Annotated in this window: 16 protein-coding genes; 9 read left to right on the top strand and 7 right to left on the bottom strand. The window is 64.6% G+C overall.

The window, feature by feature from the left end; genetic code table 11:
• The first annotated feature begins 10 nt into the window (after positions 1–10).
• The 6 genes from rsmD to PF446_RS13945 all read left to right on the top strand — a co-directional run bounded on the left by rsmD (position 11) and on the right by PF446_RS13945 (position 4049).
• Positions 11–598, top strand: a complete 588-nt coding sequence (gene rsmD, locus PF446_RS13970) for a 16S rRNA (guanine(966)-N(2))-methyltransferase RsmD (RefSeq protein ID WP_298072651.1) — start codon at positions 11–13, stop codon at positions 596–598.
• A 70-nt stretch (positions 599–668) separates the two neighbouring features.
• The gene (coaD, locus tag PF446_RS13965) at positions 669–1181 is read left to right on the top strand and encodes a pantetheine-phosphate adenylyltransferase (protein ID WP_298072643.1); all 513 of its coding nucleotides are present in this window, start codon (positions 669–671) and stop codon (positions 1179–1181) included.
• A 53-nt stretch (positions 1182–1234) separates the two neighbouring features.
• Positions 1235–1741, top strand: coding sequence for a hypothetical protein (locus PF446_RS13960; RefSeq protein WP_298072640.1), 507 nt, complete (start codon positions 1235–1237; stop codon positions 1739–1741).
• A gap of 82 nt (positions 1742–1823) precedes the next feature.
• A complete protein-coding gene (locus PF446_RS13955; protein WP_298072638.1) occupies positions 1824–2078 on the top strand; it encodes a YfhL family 4Fe-4S dicluster ferredoxin in 255 nt (84 codons plus the stop codon).
• Between the two features lie 48 nt (positions 2079–2126).
• On the top strand, positions 2127–2987 hold the full coding sequence (locus tag PF446_RS13950) for an MBL fold metallo-hydrolase (RefSeq protein WP_298072636.1): 861 nt from the start codon (positions 2127–2129) through the stop codon (positions 2985–2987).
• Positions 2988–3050: 63 nt separating this feature from the next.
• Positions 3051–4049 (top strand): TMEM43 family protein, encoded by a 999-nt coding sequence (locus PF446_RS13945; protein ID WP_298072649.1) that lies wholly within the window; start codon positions 3051–3053, stop codon positions 4047–4049.
• A gap of 18 nt (positions 4050–4067) precedes the next feature.
• Here the strand turns inward: PF446_RS13945 and PF446_RS13940 are convergent, their stop codons facing one another.
• From PF446_RS13940 to PF446_RS13925, 4 genes are read right to left on the bottom strand one after another with little or no spacing between them, the layout of a single operon-like run.
• On the bottom strand, positions 4068–4625 hold the full coding sequence (locus tag PF446_RS13940; RefSeq protein WP_298072634.1) for an NUDIX hydrolase: 558 nt from the start codon (positions 4623–4625) through the stop codon (positions 4068–4070).
• Positions 4622–5545: a 5'-3' exonuclease H3TH domain-containing protein gene (locus PF446_RS13935; RefSeq protein WP_298072632.1), complete on the bottom strand. Its 924-nt coding sequence runs from the start codon at positions 5543–5545 to the stop codon at positions 4622–4624. Before PF446_RS13935 ends, PF446_RS13940 begins: the two co-directional genes overlap by 4 nt.
• Positions 5533–6099: a nitroreductase gene (locus tag PF446_RS13930; RefSeq protein ID WP_298072629.1), complete on the bottom strand. Its 567-nt coding sequence runs from the start codon at positions 6097–6099 to the stop codon at positions 5533–5535. Before PF446_RS13930 ends, PF446_RS13935 begins: the two co-directional genes overlap by 13 nt.
• Positions 6096–6527 (bottom strand): cytidine deaminase, encoded by a 432-nt coding sequence (locus PF446_RS13925; RefSeq protein WP_298072627.1) that lies wholly within the window; start codon positions 6525–6527, stop codon positions 6096–6098. Before PF446_RS13925 ends, PF446_RS13930 begins: the two co-directional genes overlap by 4 nt.
• A gap of 137 nt (positions 6528–6664) precedes the next feature.
• Between PF446_RS13925 and PF446_RS13920 the strand changes: the two genes are divergently transcribed.
• A complete protein-coding gene (locus tag PF446_RS13920) occupies positions 6665–7762 on the top strand; it encodes an NAD(P) transhydrogenase subunit alpha (RefSeq protein ID WP_298072626.1) in 1098 nt (365 codons plus the stop codon).
• A 33-nt stretch (positions 7763–7795) separates the two neighbouring features.
• On the opposite strand, the gene PF446_RS13915 is transcribed toward PF446_RS13920, so the two are convergent.
• Genes PF446_RS13915 through PF446_RS13905 form a run of 3 tightly spaced genes read right to left on the bottom strand, consistent with a single transcriptional unit; the run spans position 7796 to position 9253 of the window.
• Positions 7796–8299, bottom strand: a complete 504-nt coding sequence (locus PF446_RS13915) for a DUF3106 domain-containing protein (protein WP_298072624.1) — start codon at positions 8297–8299, stop codon at positions 7796–7798.
• A gap of 1 nt (position 8300) precedes the next feature.
• Positions 8301–8690 (bottom strand): hypothetical protein, encoded by a 390-nt coding sequence (locus tag PF446_RS13910; protein WP_298072622.1) that lies wholly within the window; start codon positions 8688–8690, stop codon positions 8301–8303.
• Positions 8687–9253: an RNA polymerase sigma factor gene (locus PF446_RS13905; RefSeq protein ID WP_298072647.1), complete on the bottom strand. Its 567-nt coding sequence runs from the start codon at positions 9251–9253 to the stop codon at positions 8687–8689. The genes PF446_RS13910 and PF446_RS13905 overlap by 4 nt, the downstream gene beginning before the upstream one ends.
• Before the next feature lie 195 nt (positions 9254–9448).
• Between PF446_RS13905 and PF446_RS13900 the strand changes: the two genes are divergently transcribed.
• Positions 9449–9760, top strand: coding sequence for an NAD(P) transhydrogenase subunit alpha (locus PF446_RS13900; RefSeq protein ID WP_298072620.1), 312 nt, complete (start codon positions 9449–9451; stop codon positions 9758–9760).
• Between the two features lie 17 nt (positions 9761–9777).
• Positions 9778–11181: NAD(P)(+) transhydrogenase (Re/Si-specific) subunit beta (locus tag PF446_RS13895; protein WP_298072645.1), on the top strand; the 1404-nt coding region annotated here is incomplete at its 3' end.

Raw genomic sequence — 11181 nt, 5'->3', positions numbered from 1 at the left:
TGGTGCGGTCGTGAAACCCGTGCGCCAGCAGGCACCAGGACAGGTACGCATCATCGGCGGAAGCCTTCGCGGGTCGAAGCTGGCGGTGCCCGACCGGGGCGGGCTTCGCCCGACACCGGGACGGGTGCGCGAGACGTTGTTCAACTGGTTGCAATCGTGGATCGAAGGCGCACGTTGCCTGGATCTTTTCGCCGGCACGGGCGCGCTGGGCATCGAGGCGCTGTCGCGAGGTGCGGCCGGCGTGACTTTTGTTGAGCGTGACGCCGAACTGGCGCGCGCGCTGAGCGCCAACCTGGCGCGTCTTGGCCAGGACCATGCGAGGGTGATCTGCAGCGAGGCCGCGCAGTACCTGCAGGAAGCAGCGCAGCCTTTCGACATTGTCTTCATGGATCCGCCCTTCGCGCTGGAGCTGTGGTCTGGAATGGCCTGGCATCTGGAGCGGGGTGGCTGGTTGCGCGACAATGCATGGGTTCATGTCGAATCCGCCACCGACCAGCGACCGGAACTGCCGTTGGCGTGGCAGCTTCATCGCGAGCGCACCGCGGGCCAGGTCAGGCATGCGCTGTATCGCCGCTGCGCCGGGGATGGGCTAGACTAATTGCCGCCTGGCCTGGTGTGTGTGCATGCACCGGGCAACCTTTCCAAGCAAAGGCCGACAAGGTCCCAGGATGAATTCCAGCTCCAATCCCAATGCTGCCCGTATTGCGGTCTACCCGGGTACATTCGACCCGATCACCCACGGGCACGCCGATCTGGTCGTGCGCGCAGCGCCGTTGTTCAGCCGTGTCGTCGTGGCGGTGGCCGATAGCCGGAGCAAGGAGCCGTGCTTCAGTCTGGAGCAGCGCATCGATCTGGCGCGAAAGGCTCTCGCGGACGTGCCCAATGCGGAGGTCCTGGGGTTCGATACCCTGCTGGCGAATTTTGTCAGGGAGATCGGCGCAGGCGTGATCCTGCGCGGTCTTCGCGCGGTGTCGGACTTCGAGTACGAATTCCAGCTGGCAAGCATGAACCGGCATCTGATTCCCACGGCCGAGACGCTGTTTCTGACTCCGGCCGAGCAGTACAGCTTCATTTCATCTTCTCTGGTACGTGAAATCGCGCGCCTGGGGGGCGATGTCAGCGGCTTTGTGCACCCGGTGGTGCAGGAAGCGCTGCAGCACCGTTGGCATACACGGGACTGACGTCACGCGTTATGCTTGTCCATCATGTTTGATCAAGACTAAGGGGAAGACTTATGCGCAAACTGGTAATGATCTCGATGCTGGCCCTGGCCAGTGTGTTTGCCTTGAGTGCCTGCGGCAAGAAAACTAACGTGGGGCAGCAGAGCCATCAGGCCGCCAAGCTGACCCGTCCCACCAACACCACCAACAAGTCGGTGTGGCAGCCGTACCTGATCCAGGTGCTGCAGAGTGGCGACACCATGAAGGGCATGACGGGCGATCGCCCGTACGTGTACTACGTGGCCGGTGGCGACAGTGATTCGGATACAGCCGAGCGTGGTCGCCAGCTCGGCAATGTCACCGACACCCTGGAACGCGGCGTGTTGCCGGGCAATCTGATGGCCTTCGCCGGTCCGTCCTCCAGCAAGACGGCGGACTTGATGGTCTCGGCCTTCAAGGATATCAAGCCCGGCAGCCTGGACAAGGTGATTGTGGTATTCATTGGCGATCAGGCCGATGAGCAACGCGTCGCGGACGTGGTCAAACCGACGGGTGCGATCTTCCGCTTCAAGCAGATGTAAGCGCCGCTGCGCATGCAGTCAGTACCCACCGCGGCAGTCTCCGGACTGCCGCGGTCTTTCACGTTCCGAAGAGCTCCATTCCATGGCCCTGAAGATTATCGACACCTGCATCAATTGCGATGTGTGCGAACCGGTGTGCCCGAACAAGGCCATCTCGCTGGGCGAGGAGTTCTACCAGATCGATCCGGATCTTTGCACCGAGTGCGTGGGCCATTTCGAAGAGCCCCAGTGCGTGGAGGTCTGTCCGGTCGAATGCATTCCGCATGATCCCGAACACCCCGAGACGCACGAGCAACTGCAGCTCAAGTACGCGGCCCTGATGCGCAAGGCCGACTGAGCGGTCCCGGCTACCTGGAGTGCTCCGGGCAACAACGAGGATGTCCCCATGCAGCTTTGGTCCATCGCCGGCAATTCCCAGAAACTCGATGGTGGCGCGATGTTCGGCAATGCGCCGAAGGCGCTGTGGTCGCGCTGGATCGAGCCGGACGAGTACAACCGCATTCCGCTGGCCTGCCGATGCCTGCTGGTGCGCGATCTTGATGGACGCACGGTACTTTTCGAGACCGGTATCGGCGCGTTTTTCGAACCCAGGTACCGCGAGCGTTACGGCGTGGTCGAGGACCGCCACGTGCTGCTCGACTCGCTGGAGAAGGCGGGCGTGTCGCATCAAGACATCGATGTGGTGGTGCTCTCGCATCTGCACTTTGACCACGCCGGCGGACTGCTCGAGAGCTGGAGCGAGGGCAAGCCCCCGGCGCTGCTGTTTCCCAACGCGCGGTTTCTGGTCGGCGCCACTCACTGGGAGCGCGCCCGCCACCCGCATCCTCGGGATCGCGCCTCGTTCATTGCCGAGCTTCCGGGACTGCTCGCGGAGAGCGGACGCCTGGAGATCGTCGAAGGCGAACACTCGCGCACCCTGGGTGACGCGGTGCGCTTTCATTACTCTCAGGGACACACGCCCGGGCTGATGTTGTCGGAGATTGGTGGCGACGGCGGCGTGGTCTTCTGTGCAGACCTGATCCCGGGCCGTCCCTGGGTCCATGTGCCCATCACCATGGGTTACGACCGATACCCCGAATGCCTGATCGACGAGAAGCAGGCGTTGCTCGAGGACTTCCTCGCCCGCAATGTGTCCCTGTACTTCACCCATGACCACGGTTGCGCCATGGCATCCCTAGAACGCGACGCCCGGGGCCGGTTCGTCACAACGCGCGAGTGCGCGCAGCTTGTCGGCAGGGTATGGTAATTTCCGGCACGCGGGTGCCGGGTCCTCAAGGGGCGGTGGATGCGGGATATTCGCTTGATCATCATGCTGGTTGCAGGGGGCGCGATTCTTCTGGCGTCCATGGCCATACTGGCAACCAACGAGAAGAACGTGATTACCTATCGCCAGGCAGCGATGCGCCATGGCGGCTATGTGTTCAATGCCACGGACAGTGGTCCGACCTCGGGCAATGAGGGCGACATGGTGCGAGTCGCCGGTACACCCGTGGTGGTGAAGCCCGCGGTGGACACGGCTTTCGGAGTCCGCGCCAACGCGCCGATCCTGAGGCGAAAGGTCGAGATGTTCCAGTGGCAGGAGGACGAGTACGCCGGCCAGACCAGTTACGAGATGGACTGGTATGACTATCCGGTCGACTGGACTGTGTTCAAACAGCCGTACCACCACCGAAATCCGTCATCCTTGCCTTTCGGTCGCGCGAACTATCTCGCCGGCGCCATGACGTTACGGGGATTCACCCTCAGCCCCGCGATCATGGCCTCGATGCCGGGGCGCGTGCCTGTGGTTCCCGACTTCTCGCACCTGCACCCGAACCTGGCCGCAAGCTTCCGCATCATCGACGGCAAGCTGCTGAGCAGCCGCCAGCCGGATTCGCCCCAACTGGGTGATCTTCGCGTGAGCTGGACGGTTGCACCGCTACAGCCGGTGACGATCATTGCACGCAACCGCGACGGCGTTCTGGTACCTGCCAGAAATGTCGACAACGAACCCGGGTTCGAGCTTCAGGTCGGCATTCGCCAGATACTGGATCTGCAACCGGACCTTCCGGCCGAACCCTGGCTGCCATGGGTATGGCGGGTGCTGGCGCTGGTGCTGGCAGGGCTGGGTGCACATGTTCTGCTGCGCGGGATATCCGCAGGACGCGCGGATCTGCTGGCCGCGGCCACCATCGGCATCACGCTGACGTTCGGACTGGCCAGCGTGATGTGGATCGTCGTGGTTCCGAAAACCGGTGCGGTGCTGATCGGCATCGCCGTGCTTTGCCTGGTGATCACGGCCTGGCGGCTGTCCGAACGCGCAGCCTGACACCGCGCACGGCGATCTTCAGTCCGACTGCCGGGAATGTTCCAGGAACCACAAGCCGGCGAACAGTTTCGGGTCGATGGAATAGCCCTTGCCGGCCATTTCGAACAACCAGGGCCCGGCCTTGGTCCGGGGCACTTCGTGCACCGTGATCTGCTCGCTTTCATCGCCGCCACCCTGGCCTACGCGGCGCAGTCCCGTGGCCCGCACGAAGGTCATGATTTCCGTGCTCAGTCCGGCCGAGGACGGGCCGGCATGCACGAACTTGATGCTGTCGCAGGCGAAGCCGGTTTCTTCCTCCAGTTCGCGACGAGCCGCCATCAGTGCATCCTCGTCGCCGCTTTCCTCGAGATCACCGACCAGTCCGGCGGGCATCTCGATGGTGCGTTTGTCGATCGGGTGGCGATACTGCTCCACGAAAAGCAGCTTGTCGTCGTCGGTCACGGCGATGATGATCACCGCGCCGCCGGCATTGTTGCGTTCCACGTATTCCCAGTGGCCGCGCTGGCACAGTGTCAGCCAGTTGCCGCGGTACAGGGTCTGGATGCTTTCATCGGGTGGGTTTGATTCCGGTTTCACGCAGGGCTCCCGTTAATGGCTTTGAGTCTGGATCGCGTCAGCGGGCCGAAGCGCAGCTGTTCGCAGAGCGAGTCGAGGCGTGCGCTGTCCGTGCGCCGCCGCCTGAGGCCGTCCGGGCTCGCGGGGACCGGTGCATCCAGTGCAATGCGGGTGATGCGGGCGAACAGGCGCGCAGTGTCGGCATGCTCGCGCAGGCGTTTGGCGCAGGCGGCTGCGCCGCGCAGGCGCAGGTAGGGCACCTCGTCGATGCGCGCGAGCAGGCTCTCGAGGTCGCCAAAGTGGCTGAGCAGGGCTGAGGCCGTCTTTGCGCCGATACCCGGAACGCCGGGGATGTTGTCGACGGCGTCACCGGTCAGGGCCAGGTAGTCGGCGACCTGGCGCGGCTCGACGCCGAGCTTGTCGATCACGCCTTGCGGTCCCCAGCGCAGGTTGCGTGCGAAATCCCATTGCTCGTCGTGGTTGCCCAGCAACTGGCCGAAGTCCTTGTCCGCCGAGACGATCACGCTGGGGATGCCCTCGGCGCGAAGGGTCCACAGCATCGAGCCGATCAGGTCGTCTGCCTCGTAGGTCGGGTCGGACAGCATGCTGACCCCGAGGGCCTGGACGATCTCCGCACACAACCGGAACTGGCGTTCAAGGTCGGGCGGCGGCAGTTCGCGATTGGCCTTGTAGGGCGGATAGAGGTTGTTGCGGAAGGATGTCGTCAGTGACTGGTCAAAGGCCACCAAAAGATGATCCGGGCGCGCCCTTTCAATCAGTTCGCACAGGAAACGGGTAAAACCGTGCACGGCGTTGACCGGCTGGCCCTCATGGTCGACGAAGTCGTCGGGCATGGAGTGCCAGGCGCGAAACACATACAGGCTGCCATCGACCAGGTAGGCAGCTGCTGACGTGTCTCCGGGGGGGCTCACGGGGTCCATGTGCGCACGATATCGTCCAACTCCGGCCGGTCACGCATGGGCACGGCCATGGCTGGTGTGCCCACGTGCACGAAACCGATCACGCGTTCCTTCTCGTCCAGCCCGAGTTCTGCGGCGGCATCCCGGTCGTAGGCCGCCCAGCCGGTCAGCCACTGTGCTCCGTAACCCAGGGCCTGGGATCCCAGCAGGAGGTTGTAGGCCACGCAGCCGGCCGACAGGATTTGTTCCTGTTTCGGGATGCGCCCTTCCTCAAGATGTGCGATCACGGCGATGACCAGGGGAGCGAAGGTGTAGCGCTGGCTTTCCTTCTCGCGGCGCGCAGGCGGCAAGTCCGGGTCCTTGCGGATGGCCAGTTCCAGCATGCGCTCGCCAAAGGTCCGCTTGGCCTCGCCTTCGAGCACGATCAACCGCCAAGGCACGAGCTTGCCGTGGTCGGGAACGCGGATGGCGCAACCGAGCAATCGCCTGAGCTCTTCCGCGTTCGGCGCGGGCGCCTGTAACTGGCGCGCGGGTACGGAATGGCGGTCGAGAAGGAATTGGAGGGGTTCGGTCATGGAGTGTCGGGGTTTCCGGATGTGTGTTTGAGGCGAGGTGCCAGCTCGAAGGCGTCCGGCAACAGGTCGCCGATCGTGGTCTGACGCTGCTTGCCCTGCAGGTTGCCCAGGTTCACCGGAACCTCGGGCCCGGCAAGTTCGGCCATGACCTGGCGGCAGGCACCGCAGGGACTGATCGGCTCCTCGCAATCACCGATGATGGCGATATGCACGAAGCCGTCGCGCCGCACGCCGGCGGCGATGGCACTGAAGAATGCGGTGCGCTCGGCGCAATTGCACAGGCCGTACGAGGCGTTTTCCACGTTGCAGCCTGCAAACACCCGGCCGTCGCGAGCAAGCACGGCGGCACCCACCCGAAAATTCGAGTAGGGCGCATAGGCATGTTCACGCGCCTGTCGTGCCATCTGCATCAGTTGTTCGGGATTCATCGTGGCTCCCATGGACCGGGGCGGGGGCATGCGCGGCCCCTGCGGATATCGGTTCCAGTGTATCGAGATTGGCGTTGCGCTGCGTATCGCATGCACGCCTTCGTGTACGATGCGAAGAGATTGCGGCGGAGGCGGGCATGACAGTCACAGTGGCAGCGTTGCGTGAAATGGCGCCTGGTGAGCGGCGCGTGGCGATCACTCCCGAGGTGGCGCGAAAGCTGGCCGCTTCGGCAACGATCCTGATGCAGTCCGGCGCCGGGGATCGTGCCGGATTTCCTGATGCGTCCTATGCGCAGGTGGAATTCGCGGCGAACGATGCGGTGCTATCGCGCGCCGACGTGCTGCTGTGCGTGCAGATGCCCGAAGCCGGGATCCTTGCGCGGCTGCGACGCGGCAGCATTGTGGTTGGGCAACTGCAACCGCATCGCCATGGCGCCGAGCTTGAAGCGCTGGCCGAAGCCGGGGTGAGCGCCTTTGCACTGGAACTGCTGCCACGCACCACGAGGGCACAGTCGATGGACATCCTCAGCTCCCAGGCCGCCGTGGCCGGGTATCGCGCCATGTTGATCGCGGCCGAGGCCTGCCCCAAGTTCTTTCCCATGCTCACGACCGCGGCGGGAACCATACGTCCCTCCAGGGTGCTGGTGATTGGCGCCGGGGTGGCCGGGCTGCAGGCCATTGCCACCGCGCGTCGCCTGGGTGCGCAGGTGGAAGGCTACGACGTGCGTCCAGAAACACGTGAACAAGTGGTTTCACTGGGTGCCAAGTTTCTGGAATTGGGCCTGGAAGCTTCCGGCAGCGGCGGGTATGCGCGAGAGCTTTCCGACGAGGAGCGTGCCGCGCAGCAGCAGGCCCTGGCCGAACACCTGAAGTCGGTCGACGTGGTGGTGACCACGGCGGCCATTCCTGGACGCCCGGCGCCTCGTATCCTCAGTGAAGTGATGGTCGAGGGCATGAAGCCTGGTGCACTGGTGGTGGATCTGGCCGCCGAGAGTGGCGGCAACTGCGCGCTGACCCGCCCCGGTGAGCGCGTGGACCATGGTGGCCGCACGGTTCTTGGTCCCATCGATCTGGCCGCCGGTGCGCCACTGCACGCCTCGGAGATGTTTGCACGCAATCTGGCCCAATTCACCGCCCTGCTGCTGGGCGAGGACGGACTGGCGCCGGATTTCGAGGATGAGCTCGTGGCCCGCACCTGCGTGGTGCGTGATGGCGCGGTGCAGATCAAGCCTTGAGCCTGGTGCCGGAACGCGGTGTGGGGTGATCGGTCAGCCGCCGTGGGGAGGCGGTGCGTGGTCCTGCACCCACTGACTGCGCTGTTCGGGCGACATCTGATGCCATTTTCGACGCAGGGCCTCGCGTTTAGCGGGGGGCAGCGACTGGAAGCGCTGGTATGCGCGATGCAGCGCCTTGCGCTGCTGCGGTGACATGTGTTCGTAGCGCTGGTGGTTGCGGCGCGCCTCGCGCCGCTCCTGGGGTGACATGTGCTGCCAGCGCGCGATGCGCTCGCGGATGCGTTGGCGCTGGTCCGGCGGCAACTGGCTCCAGTGTCGGGCGCGCCGCAACATGTGTTGCTGGTGCTCGGGCGACATCCGGTTCCATTGCGGGCGCAGCGGCGCGAGGATGTCACGCGTGGATGCATCGAGCTGGTTCCAGGCAATGCGTCCGGATTGGGCTTGAGCGGCTTGCGGCGGATATGCTTCGCGTGCGGCCAGGATCGGGGCAAAGCCGGCCAGGGCCAGGGCCAGCAGCAAGGAGGAAATGCGTCGCATGTCAGCCTCCACTGCGTTTGGCATTGTGGGAAGTCGGTTGCTGGGCAAGCCAGGTGTAAAAGCCCAGGTTCTGGTACAGGGCCGGGTCGTTGCTGTCCGGATCCGGGGGCAGGGCGTTGTCGTCGTTTTCACTGGACACGGCCACCGGGACCGTTTGAGTGCTCACCCGTCGAGGCGTCGCCGGCCAGATCACCACGGCGGCGAGCAGGATGGTCGCGACTGCGCCCAGCGGGAAAAGCCAGCGCGTGAAGGCAGGCCGGTCGTGGACCGCGAGCGCTTTCCCGCGCGCCGTGCGCAGGCGTGCAGCCGTGGCGGTGTCGACTTCGTCGGCCGTACGCATGTACAGGGCGCGAAGCCGTTCCTGAAATGCTTTTTCGTCGTGCGGACTCATCGCCAGCCCTCCAGTTGATCGCGCAGGCTGGACAGGGCGCGTGAGAGGTGGGTCTTCACGCTGCCCTCGGAGCAGCCCATGGCCGCAGCCGTCTCGGCCACGGAAAGTTGTTCGAGCGTGCGCAGCATGAATGCTTCCCGCTGGCGTTGTGGCAGGGTCTGGACCGCCTCGCTTACGGCCGCCCAGGATTGCTGGTCGGCCAGACGGTGCTGCGGACCGGGGCCGTTGTCGGGAGCTTCCCAGGCGGGAAGCTCGTCGCCGTCGGCATCGCGGCCGCCGCCGATCCAGCCGACCATGATCGAGCGCACCTTCCGACGTCGCTGCAGATCGGTGATGCGCCGCCGCAGGATGCCCCAGAACAGCGGCGTCCATTCTTCCGCGGGCTTGCTGCGGTAACTTCGCACCAGGCGAAGCATGGCATCCTGAACCGCGTCGTGCGCTTCCTCGGGGTCGCCCAGCGCCATCCTGGCCATGCGCCATGCCCGGCGCTCGATGTTGGCCAGAAAGGCATCCAGCGATACCGGCACCGTTCTTGCCTGGTGCTCAACCGCATCCGTCAGCATGGAAGCCGCTACATTCACGACCTTGGGTTCCGGCGCGTTTGCATGCTCGTGGTCCGTATTCACATCCTGGTTCCATAAACGCACAAGTGGCGTGCAGGTTGACACGGGTTCATTGGCCATGGGCTCGTGTTTGCGCCCGGTTCCCGTATGATGGACCGGCAGTCCGTTCTGGGCCCAATGTTGGGGGAGCATTCCATGATCGACGGGTTTCTTGCACTCTACATCTTCATGCTGGCCGCGTTTACCGGCTACGAGATCATCGCGCGGGTACCGGTGATCCTGCATACCCCTCTGATGTCCGGTTCCAACTTCGTGCATGGCATTGTGCTGGTCGGAGCGATGGTGGCGCTGGGCAATGCGAGCACGACGCTGGACGTCATCATCGGTCTGGTTGCGGTGCTGCTGGCGGCGGGCAACGCTGTTGGCGGTTATGTGGTCACCGAGCGGATGCTGGAAATGTTCAAGCCCAGCGCGCCCAAGGCCAAGGCCGGCGAGGACAAATCCTGATGGCCGGCGCAAACTTGATGCACTGGCTGCCGGACCTGATCCGCGCCAGTTACCTGCTGGCCGCGCTGCTGTTCATTCTCGGTCTCAAGCGCATGAGCTCGCCGCGAACTGCTCGTGGAGGCATCGTCTGGGCCGGCGTCGGCATGTTGCTGGCCGTGCTCGCGACCTTTCTGCTGCCCGGGCTGGCCCACCGCGGTTTGATGGTGCTGGGCATCGTGGTCGCCGGCGGCCTGGCCTGGTACACGGGGCGCCGCGTGGCGATGACGGCCATGCCGCAGATGGTCGCCCTGTACAACGGCATGGGTGGCGGTGCGGCAGCGTCCATCGGCGTGGTCGAGCTGACTTCCGCGGTACGTCTGGCCAGCGTCCAGGGCCACACAGCCCAGGCCATGGATCCGGCCGCACTGGTGCTGGCGGTGCTCGGGGTGCTGATTGGCGCAGTGTCGTTCTCCGGTTCGATGGTCGCCTTCGCCAAGCTGCAGGGCTGGATGGACCGGCGCTTCGTGTTTCCCGGCCAGCAGGTATTCAACCTGCTGGTGTTGGCAGCCTCGCTGGTGTTGGGCGCGATGCTGGTCTTCGCCACCCCGACCCTTGCCCTGGTATTCGCCTTTGTAGCGGTATCGTTGCTGTTCGGACTGCTGATGACATTGCCGATCGGTGGAGCCGACATGCCGGTGGTGATCTCGCTGTACAACGCGCTGACCGGTCTGGCCGTGGCGTTCGAGGGCTTCGTTCTGCACAACGAGGCGATGATCATCGCCGGTACTGTGGTCGGTGCGGCGGGCACCTTGCTGACGCAATTGATGGCCCGGGCCATGAACCGTTCGATCGGCAACGTGCTGTTTGGAAGCTTCGGTGCCGCCACGGGACAAGCGCAGGAGATCGAAGGCGCGCAGAAAGCCATCGAGGCCGCCGATGTGGCGGTCATGATGGCCTATGCCGAGCGTGTGGTGATCGTGCCCGGCTACGGCATGGCCGTGGCGCAGGCGCAGCACAAGGTCTGGGAAATGGCGCGTTTGCTGATCGACCGCGGCGTGAAGGTACGTTTCGCGATCCACCCGGTGGCCGGCCGCATGCCCGGGCACATGAACGTGTTGCTGGCCGAGGCGGGCGTGCCCTATGACCTGATTGCCGACATGGAAGACATCAACCCGGAGTTTCCCAACACGGATGTCGCGCTGGTCATCGGTGCCAATGACGTGGTCAATCCGGTTGCCCACACCGACCCTGCATCGCCGATCTACGGCATGCCGGTGCTGGACGTGGCCGACGCCAAGAACGCGGTGGTGATCAAGCGCGGTCGTGGCAAGGGGTTTGCCGGGATCGAGAACGCGCTGTTCTATGCCGACAACACGCGCATGCTGTTTGGTGACGGTCAGGCGATGGCCGCGCAACTGGTGACCGAGATCAAGGGACTGGAC

It is taken from the genome of Oleiagrimonas sp. (assembly GCF_027858935.1).
In the GTDB taxonomy this organism is placed as follows: domain Bacteria; phylum Pseudomonadota; class Gammaproteobacteria; order Xanthomonadales; family Rhodanobacteraceae; genus Oleiagrimonas.
The sequence above is the reverse complement of the archived record's forward strand: the minus strand, read 5'-3'. Positions and strand labels throughout refer to the sequence as shown.